Source organism: Prauserella marina (genome assembly GCF_002240355.1).
Classification (GTDB): domain Bacteria; phylum Actinomycetota; class Actinomycetes; order Mycobacteriales; family Pseudonocardiaceae; genus Prauserella_A; species Prauserella_A marina.
In genome coordinates, this window is sequence record NZ_CP016353.1 from 36,889 (window position 1) to 54,795 (window position 17,907).

16 protein-coding genes and 1 tRNA gene are annotated in these 17,907 nt (G+C 66.1%); 9 read left to right on the forward strand and 8 right to left on the reverse strand.

The genetic code is table 11. The annotated features are described in order from the left end of the window. Positions 1-4: 4 nt before the first annotated feature. Positions 5-271: a cell division protein CrgA gene (gene crgA / locus BAY61_RS00200; protein ID WP_091806452.1), complete on the reverse strand. Its 267-nt coding sequence runs from the start codon at positions 269-271 to the stop codon at positions 5-7. 311 nt (positions 272-582) lie between these two features. Between crgA and BAY61_RS00205 the strand changes: the two genes are divergently transcribed. The 5 genes from BAY61_RS00205 to BAY61_RS00225 are packed head-to-tail and all read left to right on the forward strand — an operon-like array spanning position 583 to position 3,882. Next, positions 583-1,563: a class E sortase gene (locus BAY61_RS00205; protein ID WP_091806653.1), complete on the forward strand. Its 981-nt coding sequence runs from the start codon at positions 583-585 to the stop codon at positions 1,561-1,563. Then, positions 1,563-1,724, forward strand: coding sequence for a hypothetical protein (locus tag BAY61_RS00210; RefSeq protein ID WP_091806454.1), 162 nt, complete (start codon positions 1,563-1,565; stop codon positions 1,722-1,724). The genes BAY61_RS00205 and BAY61_RS00210 overlap by 1 nt, the downstream gene beginning before the upstream one ends. Before the next feature lie 55 nt (positions 1,725-1,779). Beyond that, positions 1,780-2,421, forward strand: a complete 642-nt coding sequence (locus BAY61_RS00215; protein WP_091806457.1) for an aminodeoxychorismate/anthranilate synthase component II — start codon at positions 1,780-1,782, stop codon at positions 2,419-2,421. A gap of 13 nt (positions 2,422-2,434) precedes the next feature. Next, a complete protein-coding gene (locus BAY61_RS00220) occupies positions 2,435-3,247 on the forward strand; it encodes an ABC transporter ATP-binding protein (RefSeq protein ID WP_091806460.1) in 813 nt (270 codons plus the stop codon). Beyond that, a complete protein-coding gene (locus tag BAY61_RS00225; RefSeq protein WP_091806463.1) occupies positions 3,244-3,882 on the forward strand; it encodes a hypothetical protein in 639 nt (212 codons plus the stop codon). The genes BAY61_RS00220 and BAY61_RS00225 overlap by 4 nt, the downstream gene beginning before the upstream one ends. Here BAY61_RS00225 and pknB read toward each other — a convergent pair. The 7 genes from pknB to BAY61_RS00260 all read right to left on the reverse strand — a co-directional run bounded on the left by pknB (position 3,879) and on the right by BAY61_RS00260 (position 13,337). Further along, entirely contained in the window at positions 3,879-5,870 is a 1,992-nt protein-coding gene (pknB, locus tag BAY61_RS00230; RefSeq protein WP_091806466.1) for a Stk1 family PASTA domain-containing Ser/Thr kinase, read from the reverse strand. The genes BAY61_RS00225 and pknB overlap by 4 nt on opposite strands. Further along, on the reverse strand, positions 5,867-7,099 hold the full coding sequence (locus tag BAY61_RS00235; RefSeq protein WP_091806469.1) for a serine/threonine-protein kinase: 1,233 nt from the start codon (positions 7,097-7,099) through the stop codon (positions 5,867-5,869). Before BAY61_RS00235 ends, pknB begins: the two co-directional genes overlap by 4 nt. A 3-nt stretch (positions 7,100-7,102) precedes the next feature. After that, on the reverse strand, positions 7,103-8,572 hold the full coding sequence (locus BAY61_RS00240) for a peptidoglycan D,D-transpeptidase FtsI family protein (protein ID WP_091806472.1): 1,470 nt from the start codon (positions 8,570-8,572) through the stop codon (positions 7,103-7,105). Next, positions 8,569-10,047, reverse strand: a complete 1,479-nt coding sequence (locus BAY61_RS00245) for an FtsW/RodA/SpoVE family cell cycle protein (RefSeq protein ID WP_091806475.1) — start codon at positions 10,045-10,047, stop codon at positions 8,569-8,571. Before BAY61_RS00245 ends, BAY61_RS00240 begins: the two co-directional genes overlap by 4 nt. Further along, positions 10,047-11,429: a PP2C family protein-serine/threonine phosphatase gene (locus tag BAY61_RS00250; RefSeq protein ID WP_091806478.1), complete on the reverse strand. Its 1,383-nt coding sequence runs from the start codon at positions 11,427-11,429 to the stop codon at positions 10,047-10,049. The genes BAY61_RS00245 and BAY61_RS00250 overlap by 1 nt, the downstream gene beginning before the upstream one ends. After that, entirely contained in the window at positions 11,426-11,893 is a 468-nt protein-coding gene (locus BAY61_RS00255; RefSeq protein WP_091806655.1) for an FHA domain-containing protein FhaB/FipA, read from the reverse strand. Before BAY61_RS00255 ends, BAY61_RS00250 begins: the two co-directional genes overlap by 4 nt. 169 nt (positions 11,894-12,062) lie before the next feature. Then, entirely contained in the window at positions 12,063-13,337 is a 1,275-nt protein-coding gene (locus tag BAY61_RS00260) for an FHA domain-containing protein (protein ID WP_094168473.1), read from the reverse strand. A 125-nt stretch (positions 13,338-13,462) separates the two neighbouring features. On the opposite strand from BAY61_RS00260, the gene BAY61_RS00265 reads away from it, so the two are divergent. From BAY61_RS00265 to BAY61_RS00280, 4 genes are all read left to right on the forward strand, one after another. Continuing rightward, a tRNA-Leu gene (locus tag BAY61_RS00265) sits at positions 13,463-13,545 on the forward strand. A gap of 285 nt (positions 13,546-13,830) precedes the next feature. Beyond that, positions 13,831-14,898 carry a trans-sulfuration enzyme family protein gene (locus tag BAY61_RS00270; protein WP_091800947.1) on the forward strand — a complete coding sequence of 356 codons (1,068 nt, stop codon included), beginning with the start codon at positions 13,831-13,833 and terminating at the stop codon, positions 14,896-14,898. A gap of 148 nt (positions 14,899-15,046) precedes the next feature. Continuing rightward, complete coding sequence (locus BAY61_RS00275) at positions 15,047-16,240, forward strand: thioester domain-containing protein (RefSeq protein ID WP_091800951.1); 1,194 nt, start codon at positions 15,047-15,049, stop codon at positions 16,238-16,240. 167 nt (positions 16,241-16,407) lie between these two features. After that, positions 16,408-17,892 (forward strand): ABC transporter substrate-binding protein, encoded by a 1,485-nt coding sequence (locus BAY61_RS00280; protein ID WP_091800955.1) that lies wholly within the window; start codon positions 16,408-16,410, stop codon positions 17,890-17,892. Positions 17,893-17,907: the final 15 nt, after the last annotated feature.

Here is a 17,907-nt window from a genome sequence, read left to right on the forward strand (position 1 = left end):
GCTGTTAGCGCCATCGCATCGTCATCAGCAGGCCGGTGATCATCAGCGCGAACCCGATGGCGAAGTTCCAGTTACCGAGTTCGAGCATGAACGAAAGCTTGTCGCCTGCGAGATAATTGACAACGAGCCAGGCGAGTCCGAGCAGCATCAGCCCGAACATCACGATCTTGTAGATCGGATGCGAGGGGCCTGCCGCGCGCACCTTGACCGGCGTACGGCGGTCGGATGGCGGCGTGTAAGCCGTCTTCTTGCGGACCTTCGACTTGGGCATCAGAGTCCTCGCGTGCTGTCGGGCAAATGCGCGGCGGTGCGCGACCGCCGTCAACTGAACACGTTAACGTAATCGGACAGGCGCTAGAACCGGGGAGCGAGCGCCAGACCAGCAGATCGTGATGACGGGCGTGCCGCAAAGGCCCGGGAGGAGCTCGCGTGTCGAGGTACGAGGATCCCGAGACGCGGGAGATTCCTGTTCCGAATCCACCACTTCGCAACGGGCCGCCGCGAAGGCAACAGCCGCCTGCCCAGCCGCAGTGGCCGCAGCCGCAGGACCTGCACGACCACGACGACCGGACGCAACCGGTGATGCGTCCCGTGCGAAGGCCGACGAACGCGGGCGCGGCCCAGGGCGGACAACGCCCCCCGGCGGGGCCACCGGGCCGCCGCCCACCGCAGTCGGGCTCGCGGTCTCACCCCCCGGCGGAATCGCCTGCGACACCGCCGACCGAACCGCCGACACAGCCACCCGCGCCGCCCTCCGAATCGGGGGGAGGGGGAGGTGCAGGCAGGACCGCGGTGCGCACCGTAGGCGAGATCTTCATCACCCTCGGACTCGTGGTGCTGTTGTTCGTCGTGTACGAGCTGTACATCACCAACTGGATGTCGGCGAAACTTCAGCGGGAGGCCAACGCCGATCTGGATTCCCAGTGGTCGAACGAGCGCGAGCTGCACACCGACCCGATCGACGGGAAAGCGTTCGCCCGCATCTACATCCCGTCCTTCGGTGCCGACTGGAGCTTCACCATCCAGCAAGGGGTGGACGCCGCCGCGCTGGAGGTCGGACCGGGGCACTACAAGAGCACGGCGATGCCAGGCGAGCCAGGCAACTTCGGCGTCGCCGGCCACCGCGTCGGCAAAGGTGCCCCCTTCAACGACCTCGACCTGCTCGCCTCGTGCGACGCCGTTGTCATCGAGACTGCCGACAGCTTCTACGTCTACCGGGTACTGCCGATGCAGGACGAGGTGGCCGGCTGGGCGCAAAACCAGGGCAGCGACCCGAGGTGCGCCGACGTCGCCCCGCTACAGGACACTCAGGGCGCATACGACCAGACGTTCGGCAGGGTCATCGTCACTCCCGACCGAGGCGACGCGGTGTCGCCGGTGCCGTACAAGGCGAACGAGACGATGCCGGAGTCCGACCTTGCCGCGCTCATGACGCTCACCACCTGCCATCCGCAGTTCTCCGACAGAGAGCGCATGATCATCCATACGGTGCTGACGAATCAGTACGCGAAGGAACAGGGCGCGAACTACGCCGACCTGCTGCGCGAGATTGGGGAAGCCTGATGTACGGCTGGATCTGGCGTCACCTTCCAGGGCCGACGGCTCTGAGGGCGACGCTCGCCGTCGTGCTCGCGCTAGGGGTCGTGGCGCTGTTGCTGTTCGTCGTCTTCCCATGGGCCGAACCGATGCTGCCGTTCAACGATGTCGCCGTCGATCCGGAGTGACCGCCCCACGCCCGATCGACCCAGGTCGCGGGGTGGCCACGCTAGGCTGGCCCGCATGCGTGTACTCGTCGTCGACAACTACGACAGCTTCGTCTACAACCTCGTGCAATACCTGGCCCAGCTCGGCGCGGAGTGCACGGTGTGGCGAAACGACGTCGTCGACGTCGCGGCGATAACCGGGTTCGACGGCGTGCTGGTCTCACCAGGCCCCGGCACGCCCGAACGGGCGGGACAGAGCGTCGATGTCGTGCGCCGCTGCGCCGCTGGCGAGGTCCCGATGCTCGGCGTGTGCCTTGGACACCAGGCCATCGGGGTCGCTTGGGGGGCGACGGTCGACAGGGCACCCGAACTCCTGCATGGCAAGACGAGCCAGGTGTTGCACAACGGCGGCGGCGTCCTCGCGGGACTGCCTTCCCCGTTCACCGCGACGCGTTACCACTCGCTGACCGTGCTGCCCGAGACCATCCCCGACGAGTTCGAGGTCACCGGCAACACCGAATCGGGTGTCGTGATGGGCATGCGGCACAAGGAACTTCCGATCGAGGGCGTGCAGTTCCACCCCGAATCGGTGCTGACCGAAAGCGGGCACCGCATGCTCGCCAACTGGATGGCATCGGCAGGCCACCCCGTCGCGGAGAACACGGTGACCGAACTGGAACGGTCGACGAAGGCGCTTCAGCGGGCCGCCGCGGTCTGACCGAAAGGCAGCGGTGCGCAGCCTCTCCGGGGTCGCCAAGCGATACGGGCGTGGACCGCTCGTTCTCGCCGACGTCAGCCTGAACATCGCCGAAGCGGCGGTTGTCGGCATCGTCGGTGGCAACGGCGCAGGCAAGTCCACCTTGCTGCGCATCGTCGCCGGTCTCGCGAAACCCTCTTCGGGAAGCGTCGAGGGGAGCCCGCCGACCGGGTACGTGCCCGACCGGTTTCCCGGTGCCCAGCAACTCAGCGCGCTCGCCTACCTCGCACACCTGGGCAGGGTGGCCGGACTGTCCACAACGGAGGCACGAGCTCGCTCCACGGCACTGCTCGAACGGCTCGCGCTCGTCGGCGACCCGAGTACTCCCATGCGTGAGCTGTCGAAGGGCAACGCACAGAAGGTCGGCATCGCACAGGCCCTGCTGGGGAGGCCACGCCTGCTCGTGCTCGACGAACCCTTCTCCGGCCTCGACCCTGCGGCACACGGCGTACTCGCGGACATCATCGCCGAGACCCGGCTAGCCGGTGCCAGTGTCGTCTTCACCGATCACAGGGCCGAGGTGGCCGAGGAATCCGCCACCGAGACGTACACGCTTGCCGGAGGCAGGCTCGAACGCGCGAGGGCAGCGAGCGAACCGGCCACGGCGGTCGTCACGCTCGCGTGCACCTGCGCCGAATCGTGGCGCGACGAGCCGGACGTCCATTCGGTTGCCCGCGAAGGCGACCTGGTGCGGTTGCTTGTGTCCGGCGAGCGGTGTGACGCGGTCGTGCTGCTCGCGCTGCGCCGCGGCTGCTCGATCCGCCGAGTGGAACGGAACGACACGTGATCGCCACGACGAGATACCAGCTCGCCCTGCTCGCGCACTCTCAGCGCTACCTGCCGCCGCTGCTCGGCTACCTCGCGACGCTCGCGATCCTCTATTCGAGCGCCGACGCTCCGGCGTTGCCGGAGTTCGCGATCAGCACCGCGGCCTTGCTCGTCGTCGCCTGCTGGCTGGTGATCGCGCTGGTCGGCGCGGAGGATCCGGCGCAGCGGCTCATCACCATGAGCCACGCGAGAAGAAGGCTCACGGTCCTCGTCGCACCCGCGATCGCCGCGCTGACGTGCACGATGCTGCTCACGCTCGGTTCACTGTGCTGGGCGATGCTCGTGCACGGAGGCGTGCCTCTCGCCGACCTCGGCTGGGGACTGCTCGCGCACATCGCGGGCGCCTGCTGGGGAATCGCGATCGGTCTCGCCTGTTCCCAGTACTTCATCCCTCGGATCGGGTTCACCGTGCTCACGGCATTGCCCGCGCTCGCGGCCCTGCTGCTCGTCCGCTGGCTGCCACTCGTCAACCCCATGCTCAGGGCGCTGGCAGGCGAGACCGCCCCCGCGCGGCCGGTGCTGCTCGCCGCGGTGACCTCCGTACTCGCGCTGGGCTTGAGTACGGGCATGGCTACCGCGGCGAGTCGCCGTTAGGGAAACCCTGGCAGCGTAGGCCGGGACTCCGACGAAGGTACCTCCGTCGAACCGTCCTCTTCGCCGATGTACAGGGTGATCGACTGGTCCTTGGTGATGGTCGAGCCCGAGGAGGGATCCGTGTTGGTCACCTTGCCGACGTCGTCGGAATCCCTGACCTCCTCGGTCTGGGTGGAGACCTGGCCCTCCCAGCCCCTGTTCCGCAGCTCGGCAAGCGCCTGATCCTGCGTCATGCCCCTGAGGTCGGGCATCTGGATCTGCTGGTTGGCCCCGTTGGAGACCTGGAGCTCGATCTCCGTGCCAGCCTTGAAGCTGCCGGCGTTGGGTGTCTGGTTGACGACGATGCCCTCGTCCTGGTCGGACGCGATGTCCTTCCGGTTGACCTTGAACCCGGCCTGCTCAAGCTTGGCCTTCGCCGTCTCGTAGGTCTCCCCGGTGTAGTTGACGACGTCGATCGTCTCCGGCGCCGTGCCGATCGTGATGCTGACCGACTTGCCTTCCTCGATCTCCGTGTTGGGGCCGGGGCTCTGCTTGACGACCTTGCCGACGGAGTTCTCGTCGTCGACGGAGACCTCTTCGACGTTCTGGTCGAGCACGAGGTTGAGCTTCTTCAGCTCCTCCTCGGCCGCGGCCCTGTCCATACCGGTGAGGTCGGGTACCTGCACCTTGTTGGGGCCGACGCCGACCCGCAGCTTGATCTGCTGGTCGAGCGCGACCCGCTCGCTCGTCTGCGGGGTGGTGCCGATGACCTTGCCGATGTCGTCGGGACTGCACTGCGGCGGCTTCCCGTTCGGCTGGTCGCCGCAGACGACGTTCTCCTGGTCGCCGAAGTTCGTGAATCCGTGGCTGCGCAGGGTGTTTTTCGCCTGCTCGACCGTCTGACCGCGAACGTCGGGAATCGGGGTCAGTTCCGGCTGGCTGCTGAAAGCGTTGGTCAGCCACAGGATCAGGCCGATGGCCGCGACGGCGAGCACCGCGAGCAACACGGCGAGGAGCGTGCGCTTCTTGCGCTTGCGACGAGCCTCTTCCTCGGCGTCGTAGGCGTCGGGGTCGTAATCGTCGTAGTCGTAGTCGTTCGACTGCTGACGACCGGAATCCATCACCTGGGTCCGCTCGTCCTCCGACATCACCATCGGCGCGGAAGGACGCTGCCCGGAAAGGGTGCGCACCAGATCGGAACGCATTTCCGCCGACGACTGGTACCTGTTGGCCGCGCCTTTCGCGAGCGCCTTGAGCACGACGGCGTCGAGAGCGGCGGAAACGGCGGGATTGACCGAAGACGGGGGCTTCGGGTCTTCCCGTACGTGCTGGTAGGCGACGGCGACCGGCGAATCACCTGTGAACGGGGGCTCACCGGTGACCAGTTCGTAGAGCACACAACCGGCCGCGTAGACGTCACTGCGCGCGTCTACCTGCTCACCGCGAGCCTGTTCAGGCGAAAGGTACTGAGCGGTGCCGATGACCGCCGCGGTCTGTGTCATGGCGGCCTGGCCGTCGTGCACCGCCCGCGCGATGCCGAAGTCCATGACCTTGACGGCACCGTTTCGCGTGATCATGATGTTGGCTGGCTTGACGTCCCTGTGCACGATGCCGTGCCGGTGTGAGAAGTCCAGCGCGGCACACACGTCCGCCATGACCTCCATCGCCCGCTTCTGGGGCATGGGGCCTTCGGTCTTGACGATGTCCCGCAGCGTCCTGCCCTCGACGTACTCCATGACGATGTAGGGCAGGGGGCCGTATTCGGTGTCCGCTTCGCCGGTGTCGTAAACGGCGACGATCGCGGGATGGTTCAGCGCGGCCGCATTCTGTGCCTCGCGCCGAAATCGCTCTTGGAATTGTGGATCACGCGCGAGATCGGCGCGCAGAATTTTGACAGCCACTTCACGGCCGAGCCGTACGTCGTGACCGTGATGGACCTCGGACATGCCACCGTAGCCGAGCGTTTCGCCCAGCTCATAGCGGTTCGAGAGCAGTCGGGGTGCGCTCATTGCTCGGTGCCGTTCCATTCCGTCCACGATGTGCCCATCATGCCTTGTACGCCGTCTTTATCAGGTGAACGCTCGCCGCTGCTCGACCAGTTGTCCCTGACACCGACCGAGTCGTTGTCGACGCGGCCTGGCTCCGGTTCGTTGCCCTGACGCAGCAATACCGTGAGTAGTACCGCGCCTACCGTGACGAGCAGAACCACCGCCAGCGCAAGAAGTATCCACAATGCCGTCGGCTTGCGTCGCTGATGTGGTGGCAAAGGCAACGACGCCGGGCCTTGTACCGCCCCCGGTGCCGCGACCGGCTGCATCGCCGGATGCGAAGCAGGCCCGATCTGGGTCATCGGATTGTGCTGATTCGCCTGGTAAGCGGCATTGACCAAGCCGGAAGGCGTTGGCAGGGGATGGCCTGCGCGGACAGCGGCGACCGCGTTCGCGAATTCTCCACCATTCGAATAGCGCTGGCGAGGGTCCTTGACCAGGGTCGCCTCGATCACAGCGCGAGCGCCGGGAGGAACGTCCGGCGGCAGCGGCGGCGCGAGATCCCTGATGTGCATCATCGCGACCGTAACCGCGTTGTCGGAAAGAAAGGGCCGTCGTCCGGCGAGACACTCGTAGCCGCACACGGCAAGCGAGTACACGTCACTCGCCGGTTCGGCCTCCTGGCCGAGCGCCTGCTCTGGGGCGATGTAGTGGGCGGTCCCCATCACCATGCCCGACCTGGTCACCGGCGCCGAATCGGCTGCCTTCGCGATGCCGAAATCGGTGAGCTTGACCACGCCGGAAGGGGTCACCATTATGTTGCCGGGCTTGACGTCCCTGTGGACGAGACCGCGTTCGTGGGCGGCCTGCAGCGCGTTTCCCGCCTGTTCCAGGACGTCCATCGTCTGCTCTGCTGAAATCCGTCCCTGCCTCGCCAGGATCGCGGCCAGCGGATCTCCCTCGACGAACTCCATCACGAGAAACGCGATGGAATGCTCGCCTGCCACGGTTTCGCCGTAGTCGTGAACAGCGGCGACGCCGTGGTGATTCAACGAAGCGGTCGTTCGTGCTTCGGCCCGGAACCGGTGTAGGAACTCGGCGTCGCCGGAAAGCTCGGCCTTGAGGATCTTGACGGCGACGGTGCGGTCGAGACGCGTGTCGCTGGCTTCCCAGACCTCACCCATGCCGCCGACGGCGACCCGGCTGGTGAGCAGATAGCGCTCAGCGATGAGTTGTCCCGACGCCAGCATGGATCAGCCACCCCCGAGGCCGGCCGCGATCGTCGTCCTCGCGATCTCCGCGGCCACCGTGCCGCCCGTCGCGGCAAGGCCGTGGTTACCACCGGATTGCACGATGACGGCGACCGCGATCTTCGGATCGTCGTAGGGGGCGAAAGCGGTGTACCAGGCGTGAGGGGGCGTCGTCTTCGGATCGGAGCCGTGCTCGGCGGTACCGGTCTTCGACGCGATCTTGAGCGAGGCGTCCTTGCCGCCGCCCGACGTGTTCTCTTCCGAAGCGATCATCATGTCCTTCAGCACGTCGGCATTGGCCGCCGACAGTGCTGGATCCCCGGTCAGCTCGGTGGGAGTGAACTCTTCGATCGTCGAGAGATCGGGAGCGAGGAGCGCCTTGATGAGCTGCGGCTTCATGGCGATGCCACCGTTGGCCACGGTCGCGGCGAGCAGCGCGTCCTGGAGCGGGGTGAGCCGCACGTCCCGCTGGCCGATGCCGCTCTGGTACAACGCGGCATCGCTTTCGAGGTCGCCGAGACCGGAGGGCACGACACTCATCGGGATCTCAAGGTCCGGCATCCCGATGCCGAAGTTCGCCGCCGTTGCTTCGAGCTTCTGCTTGCCGACCGATGCCGCGATTTCCGCGAACGCGGTGTTGCACGAGTACTTGAGCGCGTCGTGCAGCGTCGAACCGGGACAGGTCGCCCCGCCGTAGTTCTCCAGCGTCGCGCTCGTGCCAGGCAGGGTGACCTGCGGTGCGTTGGTCACCCTCGTGTCAGCCGTGGCTCCGTTTTCGAGCGCGGCGGCGGTCGTCACGATCTTGAAGGTCGAGCCGGGGGGATAGGTCTCCCTGATCGCCCTGTTGAGCATCGGGTTGGCTGGGTCGTCGTTGTACCCCGCCCACGCGTCCTCCTGCTCCTGGCTCACGTGTGAGGCCAGCGTGTTCGGGTCGTAGGAGGGCGTGGAGACCATGCCGAGAATGTCGCCGGTCTTCGGATCAAGCGCGACGACGGAGCCGGTGTAGCCGTTGCTCACCATCGCGTTGTAAGCGGCTTCCTGCACCGAAGGCTGGATGGTGAGCCGCACGTTCCCGCCGCGAGGGTCGCGACCGGTGATCATGTCGGAGAGCCTGCGGACGAACAGCCGGGGATCGGAACCGTTGAGGAACTCGTCCTGCGCGCGTTCGAGTCCACCCGCGCCGTAAAGCACCGAGTAGTAACCGGTGACCGGTGCGTACATCGGGCCGTCGAGATAGGTGCGTCGGAACTTGAACGTGTCGTCGGTCGGCTTGACACCGGCGAGCACCTGGCCTGCCTCGTCCGACACGATCTTGCCGCGTTCTCTCGCGTACTCGTCGAGCAGGACCCGCCGGTTGCGGCCGTCCGTGCGGTAGTCGTCGGCCTGAACGACCTGGATGTAGGTGGCGTTGACCAGCAGCAGGGTGACCATGACGAGCATGGTCATGCCGACCTTGCGCAGTGGTGTGTTCATCGCATGTGCCCCCCATCGAGCCCCGGCTGTGGACGCTGAACCATCACCGTATGCGCGTCGGCGATGGGCGCTTGCGCGGGTGGCCGGGGCTTGGCGGGCTGTTGCGGGCGGCGAGCGGCGTCGGAAATCCGCAGCAGCAACGCGACGAGAATGTAGTTGGCCAGCAGCGACGAACCACCGGCCGACAGGAACGGTGTTGTGACACCGGTCATCGGGATCAGCTTCGTCACACCGCCGACGATCACGAACACCTGCATGACGATGGCGAAGGAAAGGCCACCGCCGAGCAGCTTGCCGAAGGTGTCCCGGACGGCAAGCGCGCCGCGCATGCCACGCATCGCAAGCACAAGGTACAGGACCAGGATCGCGCTGAGGCCGACGAAGCCGAGTTCCTCGCCGAGGGCGGCGCTGATGAAGTCCGTGTTCGACTCGGGCACCGTGTCCGGCCTTCCCGCGCCGAGCCCGGTTCCGAACATGCCGCCGGTGCCGAGCCCGAACAACCCCTGCGCGATCTGGTAGCCGCCACCGGGGTCGTCGTAGGTCGCGAGCGGGTCGATCCAGTTCGCGACGCGCTGCTGCACGTGGGTGAAGAGCTGGTAGGCGATGAGGCAGCCGACGAAGAACATGCTCAGGCCGACGACGACCCAGATGATGCGTTCGGTGGCGACATAGAGCATCACCAGCACGATTCCGAAGAACAGCAGTGCCGTTCCGAGGTCCTTCTGGAAAACGAGGATGCCGAGGCACACCACCGCGGCGATGATCATCGGACCGAGGTCGCGTGCCCTCGGCAGCTCGACGTTCAGGATCCGCTTGCCAGCGGTCATGAACAGATCGCGCTTCGCGACGAGGAACGACGCGAAGAAGATCATCAGCAGAATCTTGGCGAACTCACCTGGCTGGATGGAGAAACCAGGAAGCTTCAGCCACACCTTCGCGCCGTTGACCTCGGACAACGAACTCGGCAGCAACGCGGGAAGCGCCAGCGCCACGATGCCGATGAGCCCGAACGTGTACGCGTACCTGGTCAGCGTGCGGTGATCGCGAATGATGATCAGCACGGCGAGGAACAGCACGAGTGCCACGACCGTGAACAGCACCTGCCTCGGCGCGTTCGACGTGGCCTCGTCGTTGATCGCGAGCTGAGCGAGATCGATCCGGTAGATCATCACCAGGCCGAGCCCGTTGAGCAGCGCGACGCACGGCAGGATCAGCGGATCCGCGTACGGCGCCCACTTGCGGACAGCGAGGTGGGCGACGGAAAGGATCGAGAGGTAGGCGAGGCCGTACCACACGACCGACCAGGAAAGTTCCTGTTCCTGATTGGCTTGGACGAGCACGAACGCGAACGTGACGATGCCGGTCGCGAACGCGAGCAGCCACAGTTCGGTGCCCCGTCGAGTGGGCAGTTCGCGCGGCGGATTTGTCGTGTACTGCTGACCAGCCGCCCCAGGAGATGCTGCGGGCTGCGCCATCAGTTACCGCCTGGGCTGGGTGCCGGACGGCAGTCCACCCCCGGCTGCTGGTCCTGCTGGGCAGGCGTGGACGGCCTCGGCGGCTCCTCAGTCCTGCTGCCCTGGCCGATACCGCCGACGAGGCCACCGCCCTGCGGCTGCCCCTCGTCGCAGATCTCCAGCATGTTGTTGCGGCGCAACGTGTCGATGTAGTCGCGTGCTTCGGTGAGTCCGTCGCGCTTGACGCCGTTGCGGACCGCGACCCGCGCGTCCTGCTGTAGATCCTGCAACCGGAGCGCCTCGCACAAGGTCGCCTCCGGTGGGCACGAGCCCTCCGACTGCCGGTGCAGGTCGACACCGAGGATGCTGCCGGGAACGCCCTGGAAGATCACGACTTCCTGGTTGTTGCCGACACCGACGTAGTACTGCCGTAAGACGAAGTAGCGGGTGGCGATCGCGGCGGCTGCGAGAAGAATCAGTGCCAGGCCGAAGGCCACCAGCAGACGGATCCGCTTACGGCGCTTCGCTTTTGGGTCGGGTGGCGGCTCCGTCTGATCGTGCTGTTGCGGAGGCGGTGAAGGCGGAGCGGTGAGCGCCCTCGCCCTCGCGGCGGGGGAGTCGCCCTGATGGCCCTCGTCGCTGCCGTCTCCTGCCGCGCCACCGACGATGGGGGCGTCATCGCCGTAATCGACGTCGACGACATCGGCGATGACGACGGTCACGTTGTCCGTGCCGCCGCCCTTGAGGGCCAGTTCGATCATGCGGTCCGCGCATTCCTGCGGGTCCGGGATCTGCATGGCCTCGGCGAGCGTCTCGTTGCTGACCATGCCGGAGAGGCCGTCGGAACAGAGCAGGTAACGATCACCGGCGCGTGCTTCGCGCACGGTGAAACTCGGCTCGACCTCGTGACCGGTGAGTGCCTTGAGCAGCAACGAACGCTGTGGGTGGGTCGCGGCCTCGTCCTCGGTGATGCGGCCCTGCTCAAGCAGCTCGTTGACGAAGCTGTCGTCGCGCGTGATCTGCGAGAACTGCCCATTGCGCAGCAAGTACGCGCGGGAGTCGCCGACATGCACCAACCCGAGCCGCGAGCCGGAGAACAGCACGGCGGTCAACGTCGTGCCCATGCCGTCGAGGTCGGGGTCGTTGGCGACGAGTTCGGAAATGGCCTGGTTTCCCTGCGTCACCGCATCGCGAAGCTGGGAGACGAGGTCGTCGCCAGGTTCGTCGTCGTCGAGCGGCGCCAGCGAGGCGATGACCACCTTGCTGGCGACCTCGCCGGCGGCGTGGCCACCCATGCCGTCTGCGAGTGCGAGCAGGCGCGGGCCGGCGTACACCGAGTCCTGGTTGCTCGAACGAACCAGGCCCCGGTCACTGCGGGCCGCGTAGCGAAGAACGAGAGTCATGGGCGAAGCTCGATCACCGTCTTGCCTATCCGGATGGGGACGCCGAGCGGGACTCGGAGGGGTGCAGTGACTTTAGCCCGGTCAAGGTACGTGCCGTTCGTCGAGCCCAAATCTTCCACGTACCACTCGTCACCACGCAAGGAAACACGAGCGTGTCGCGTTGATGCGTAGTCGTCGTCGAGTACCAAGGTCGAATCGTCCGCCCTCCCGATCAAGATCGGCCTGCCGTCGAGCGCGATCCGGGTTCCGGCCAGCGCCCCGTGCGTGACCACGAGCTGCCGAGGAGTCTTGCCCCCGCTACGGGGCTTCTTCTTCTCCTTGTTGCGCCGGAAACTGGGCACGTTGACCCTGAGCCCCGACGCCGCGTACAGGTCTGACCGCACCACTCGAAGCGCGGCGAACACGAACAACCAGAGCAGGAGTAGAAAACCTGCTCTGGTCAGTTGAACGACCAGCTCTGGCACCTGTTGTGTCAGCTCCCGCCTTTTCGCGCCCAGCCCGTGACGCACTGCCTTGTTCGTCCACCGGCCAGGGCTCCCACCCTTGTCGTGGACGCGCCACGGGTCCCCCGCATTGCCGTCATTATGCGGGACAGCCTTGTGCGGGCTGTGCGGGATGGCCGAAAAGGCCCATTCAGCCTTGCGTGCGGAACACCAGTGACGAATGGCCGACCCTGATCACGTCGCCGTCAGCGAGCTGCCAGGTCTGCACAGGCGTGCCGTTGACGGTGGTGCCGTTGGTCGAACCGATGTCGGCGAGCGTCGCGCTCTGCCCGTCCCAGGTGATCTCAAGGTGCCTGCGTGAGACGCCCGTGTCGGGAAGGCGGAAGTCGGCGTCCTGGCCCCTTCCGACGACGTTGCCGCCCTGCTTCAGCGAGTAGTTGCGGTTGGAGCCGTCGTCCAACTGGAGGCTCGCCGCGAGCTGACGGTTGCCGCCCGGCATTCCGGGAGGCGGACCGCCTGGGCCACCGGGAGCGCCAGGAGCGCCATAGCCCGGCTGGCCGTAAGGGTCGCCCTGCGGCGGAGGCGGAGGGGGCGGTGCCTGCGCGGGGTAACCACCGGGAGGGCTCGGCGGAGCGTAGCCACCCTGGTCGTAGCCGCCGGGCTGGCCGTAACCCTGGTCATATCCGCCGGGTTGTTGGCCGTAGCCCTGGTCGTAGCCGCCGGGCTGGCCGTAACCCTGGTCGTAACCGCCGGGTTGTTGGCCGTAGCCCTGGTCGTAGCCGCCGGGCTGGCCGTAACCCTGGTCGTAACCGCCGGGTTGTTGGCCGTAGCCCTGGTCGTAGCCGCCGGGCTGGCCGTAACCCTGGTCATATCCGCCGGGTTGTTGGCCGTAGCCCTGGTCGTAGCCGCCGGGCTGGCCGTAACCCTGGTCGTAACCGCCGGGTTGGCCCTGTCCGTAGCCGTACTGACCCTGCTGGCCGTACGGATCACCCTGGTCGTATTGGCCGTAGCCGCCGGGCTGGCTCATTGGTCGGTCTCCTGCGTCGCTGGTTCGTGCTGGCCGTGCCTGACCCCCGGCGCCATGTGCTTTGACGTCGGGATCGACGGTCGAGCGGGTCTTGAACTGTCCAGTATGCAGCGCCTCATTGCGCTCTAGCGAAACTACGACGTCACCATAGGTGTCCCAGCCGTGCTCGGCGAGGTGCTGTGCGACGGCATCCGCGAGCAGCTCGGTAACTCGCTGCCCGCCTTCCGCCATCCGATCGTGATCAGCGGCGCCCAAGGACACGATGTAGTGGTTCGGGGCGAGCTTGCGCCCACCCGCGAGCTCACGGACGTTGTCCTCACTCTCCCGCTCCAGATCCAGCGCCACTTCCTGCGTGACGACGTTGCCACCGAACATCCGCGCGAAGGTGTTGCCCACGAGGCTTTCAAGGCGCCGATCGAAACGCTGCACGCGGCCCACCGGACTACCTCCTCCCCTCGCGTTCCCTTCGAATAGATCGTATCTGGGTTTCGACCGTTAAACACCGGGGCCGGTGAAACCCGTCAAACCAGCCTGCTACGCTGGGCGAGCTGTCGCAGTTGCTCGGGCGAGTGGCGGAATGGCAGACGCGCACGGTTCAGGTCCGTGTGTCCGAAAGGACGTGAGGGTTCAACTCCCTCCTCGCCCACTCGATCGATTCGTGTCCCCTGTTCGGCGGGCACGCCTTCCCTCCTCGGCGATCTTCGTCGTTTCTTCTGGGGGCGCGGCCCCCAGACCCCGCCCGGGGGGTTCCCCGGACCCCCATCCCGGTTCCCCGGCTCGGGCTCCTTCGTCCCCCATGGGGTCAAGCTGGTGCTCATGGATCGGGTCGGCTGGTGCGGCGTATCTCTCGTTTCCCCGTTGCTTCGTGGCGGCTTTGTTCCACTTCTTCCGGATAGGTTGGCTTCGCAGGTCTGAGCCGTCGGTTGGAGGAATGGTGGAGCGCAACCTTTCGGCCCGCACGCGGGCTGTCGTCGCGGGGCGCCCCGAAGAAGAGGGACAGCCAACCAACGTGCCGATCGTCCCGGCGAGCGCGCTCGGTCTCGGCTACGCCAGGGAAGACGGCACCCCGACCTGGGTCGCGCTCGAAGAAGCCGTCGCCGCGCTTGAGGCCGAAGGGGACAGCGTCTCCGCCACGGCCTTCGCCTCCGGCCTCGCGACTGTCTCCGCCGTCCTCGATCTGCTTCCCGCCGGCGCCGAAATCGCGGTACCGAGTGACAGCTACGCGGGAACTCGCGGCGTTCTCGATCACGCGGAGCGAATGGGCAGGCTGCGAGTGAGGCGCATCACTCCCGTCGACACTTCCGCGTGGGTTGCCGCCGCCGCGTCAGTCGACCTGTTCTGGCTCGAATCACCTGCCAACCCGACCCTCGACCTGATCGACATCTCCGCGGTCGTGAAGGCGGCCGCCGCACAGTCACACAAGCCCAAGGTGGTCGTCGACAACACGTTCGCGACACCGCTCGGTCAACAGCCGTTGGCACTAGGTGCCGACATCGTCGTGCACAGTGCGACCAAGTTGATCGGAGGACACAGCGATCTGTTGCTGGGCTTGACGGTTACGGCTGACGAGACGCTGGGCGCGCAGTTGCGGGACGCGCGAACGAGAGGTGGCGCCACGCCAGGCGCGTTGGAGGCGTGGCTGGCACTACGGGGTTTGCGGACGTTGCCGATTCGCTATGCGGAGGCATCTCGTACCGCGGCCGACTTGGCGGCAAGGCTCGATGTTCACCCCGCGGTAACGAGAGTGCGGTATCCGAAAACCGGCACAATGCTCGCTTTCGAACTCGCTGACGCCGAGAAGGCCGACCGAGTTTGTTCAGCGCTCACTCTTATCCGTAACGCCACAAGCCTTGGTGGAGTTGAATCCTCCATCGAGCGGCGTGCGCGGTTGGCAGGGGACTCCCATGTACCGGCCGGTTTATTGCGATTCAGTATCGGACTTGAGGATCCAGAAGACCTTTGGCGCGACCTTGTTGCCGCGCTGGATTCTTTTGCCTGAGAGAAGGCGTTTTTCCGCAAGATCCTGAGGCTATAGCCCTTTCACGCCGATTTGATCTCCTGTGTATGCTCCGCGATCACTGGACAGTGTGATCTTCACTCGATCTGGGGAAACATTTAGCACCCTCTAATCAGGGGTTAGGAGAGTCATGCACAGGAGATCGGGCCTTGCCAAGGCCAGCGCGGTTGCGTTCGGTGCATCCGCGGCTTTGTTGCTCAGCGCGCTTCCCGCTTCCGCTGACGACACAACGGCGCGGTTGGAGACCGGCACCCACACCGACGGTCTTGCGGTGAATGTCGGCCAGGGCCACAACAGGGAATCGACCACCCTGTTCAACCTCACGGTCGGCGACGGCGACAGCACGCTGCAGGCCTACTGCGTCGAGATCAGCGTCAAGATCGACCCGGAGCGCAGCCTCTCCGAGACCCCGTGGGACGAGTTCCCGAACCCGGACTCGCCGTTCCACGAGAATCGGGACAAGATCAACTGGGTGCTGCAGCACGGTTACCCCGCGGTCAACCTCGACGACATCGAGAGCAAGCTCGACGTCGAGTTCAACGACGGTCTGACCGACCGGGAAGCCATCGCCGCGACGCAGGCCGCGGTCTGGCACTACAGCGACGGCAAGGACCTTTCGAAGTCCGACCCGACGCCCGGCGCCAGGGACTCCGGCAAGGACGTTCTCGCCGTCTACGAGTACCTGACCGGTGAAGAGAACACCGGAATCAGCGAGCCGAACCCCGCGCTGTCGGTCAGCCCCGAATCCGTTTCCGGCAAGGCCGGCGAGCGCCTCGGCCCGTTCACGGTCTCGACGACCGGTTCGGTCGACGAGATCGTCAGTGAGCTTCCCGAGGGCGTCACGATCACCGACGCCGAAGGCAACGTGCTCGATGCGGCCGCCGTCAAGGACGGCTCGGAGATCTACGTCGACGTCCCCGAGGACGCCGAGGAAGGCTCCGGTGCCTTCAAGCTCAACGGTACCGCGCACGTCGACACCGGTCGGCTCTTCGTCAGCGAGGGCTACGACAAGAAGCCCGCGCAGTCCCTGATCGTCGCGGCTTCGGACAAGCACAAGCTGAGCACGGGTGCGAACGTCGACTGGAAGGCCGCGCCGCAGGAGACCACGCCGCCGGAGGAGACCACGACGACTCCCGCTCCTTCGACCACCCCGAGCGAGACGGCTCCTGCTCCCACCACGGACGCCCCGGTGTCCCCGCAGGCCAACTCGGGTGACCTCGCCGAGACCGGTGTCTCGATCATGACGCCGATCCTCATCGGTGCCGCCCTCGTGGCCGCCGGTGTCGGTGCGCTGCTGTTGCAGCGTCGTCGCAAGAGCGCCTGATCCAGCGGACAGTCACATAACCGCATAGCGATATAGCGACAAAAGGCCATCGCGGCTCGCGGGACAGCGAGCCGCGATGGCCTTTCGCTGTGCGGGGCCACCAATTGACCCGCGTGATCGTGGCTGTAAACCTAAGCTACTGATCCGACCGGCAACGCGGAGTTCGCATGAGAACACGGTGGCTCGCGGCGGTACTCGCCGCGCTGCTCGTCGTTTCCGGCTGCTCGGCGGGATCCACAGCGACGGTCGGTGGCGGAGAATCCACGCTCGCCGTCGGATTCACGGCGGAACCGCAGAACTTCGACTTCACGACGACCGACGGCGCCGCGATTCCGCAGGCACTGCTGTACAACGTGTACGAAGGGCTCGTGAAGCTCGACGCGAACGGCGAGATCGTCCCGCTGCTCGCCGAGTCGTGGCAGGTCGGCGACGACCGCACCGACTATGAATTCCAATTGCGGCAAGGCGTCCGGTTTTCCGACGGCGCCGAGTTCACCGCCGACGACGTGAAGTTCTCCATCGAGCGCGTGCGTACCGAATGGACCATCTCGCTCGCTTCGGCGATGGACGTCGTCGAGCGAGTGGACGTACTCGATCCGTACCGCGTGCGCGTCGTGCTCAGCAGGCCGAGCAACTCCTGGTTGTTCGCGATGACCAGCAGGGTCGGGGCGATGTTCAGCAGGACCGGCGTCGCCGATCTCGCCAACCATCCTGTCGGCACCGGGCCGTACCAGGTGACCAATCGCCGAAGAGGAGATTCCATCGTCCTGTCGAGCAGGCAGGACTACTGGGGTGGCGAGCGGGCGTATCGCACGGTCGTGCTCAAGTACTACGACGACGCGACCGCGCTCAACAACGCCTTGCTGAGTAACGGCATCGACGTCATCTCGGGCGTCACGGCCCCGGACTCGGTGCCTCAGTTCGAGGCCGACACCCGGTTCGACGTCATCCAGGGCACGACGAACAGCGAGGTCGTGCTCGCCTTCAACAACCGCACACCCGCGCTCTCCGACAAGCGTGTGCGCCAGGCATTGAGCTATGCGATCGACAAGAAAGCGTTGCTGGCGACGGCCTGGGCCGGCAGAGGGACCCTCATCGGCAGCATGGTCCCGCCGACCGATCCGTGGTACGAGGACCTTTCCGGCGCGTACCCGTACAACCCGGCGAGGGCACGGCAATTGCTCGCCGATGCGGGAAAGCAGGACCTCGATCTGCGGCTTCGGGTCCCCAATCTGCCCTATGCCGTCTCGGCCGCACAGGTGGTGGCCTCCGACTTGAACAAGGTCGGCGTCACGGTGCGCATCGAACCACTCGATTTCCCTGCCGTATGGCTACAACAGGTGTTCACCGACCACGACTACGACCTCTCGATCATCCAGCACGTCGAGGGAAGGGACATCACGACGTTCGGCGACCCCGACTACTACTGGGGCTATGACAGCGAACGGGTGCGCGAACTGCTCGCCGACGCCGACACCGGTTCTCCACAGCGGCAGGTCGAGGACATGAAGGCGGTCGCGAGAACACTCAGCGACGACGCCGCGGCGGACTGGCTGTTCCTCTTCCCGAACATCATCGTCACGAAGAAGGACGTCACCGGGTTCGTGCGCAACCAGGTCAGCGAATCCTTCGACCTGACGGGGCTGAAATGAGCGGACACCGGCCGC

Bases quoted from the DNA above. Each gene is read 5' to 3' on its own strand.
- BAY61_RS00240 (WP_091806472.1), bottom strand. From the start codon at position 8,572: ATGAACACACCACTGCGCAAGGTCGGCATGACCATGCTCGTCATGGTC.
- BAY61_RS00235 (WP_091806469.1), bottom strand. From the start codon at position 7,099: ATGCTGGCGTCGGGACAACTCATCGCTGAGCGCTATCTGCTCACCAGC.
- BAY61_RS00215 (WP_091806457.1), top strand. From the start codon at position 1,780: ATGCGTGTACTCGTCGTCGACAACTACGACAGCTTCGTCTACAACCTC.
- pknB (WP_091806466.1), bottom strand. From the start codon at position 5,870: ATGAGCGCACCCCGACTGCTCTCGAACCGCTATGAGCTGGGCGAAACG.
- BAY61_RS00275 (WP_091800951.1), top strand. From the start codon at position 15,047: ATGCACAGGAGATCGGGCCTTGCCAAGGCCAGCGCGGTTGCGTTCGGT.
- BAY61_RS00280 (WP_091800955.1), top strand. From the start codon at position 16,408: ATGAGAACACGGTGGCTCGCGGCGGTACTCGCCGCGCTGCTCGTCGTT.
- crgA (WP_091806452.1), bottom strand. From the start codon at position 271: ATGCCCAAGTCGAAGGTCCGCAAGAAGACGGCTTACACGCCGCCATCC.
- BAY61_RS00245 (WP_091806475.1), bottom strand. From the start codon at position 10,047: ATGGCGCAGCCCGCAGCATCTCCTGGGGCGGCTGGTCAGCAGTACACG.
- BAY61_RS00210 (WP_091806454.1), top strand. From the start codon at position 1,563: ATGTACGGCTGGATCTGGCGTCACCTTCCAGGGCCGACGGCTCTGAGG.
- BAY61_RS00270 (WP_091800947.1), top strand. From the start codon at position 13,831: ATGGTGGAGCGCAACCTTTCGGCCCGCACGCGGGCTGTCGTCGCGGGG.
- BAY61_RS00250 (WP_091806478.1), bottom strand. From the start codon at position 11,429: ATGACTCTCGTTCTTCGCTACGCGGCCCGCAGTGACCGGGGCCTGGTT.
- BAY61_RS00205 (WP_091806653.1), top strand. From the start codon at position 583: ATGCGTCCCGTGCGAAGGCCGACGAACGCGGGCGCGGCCCAGGGCGGA.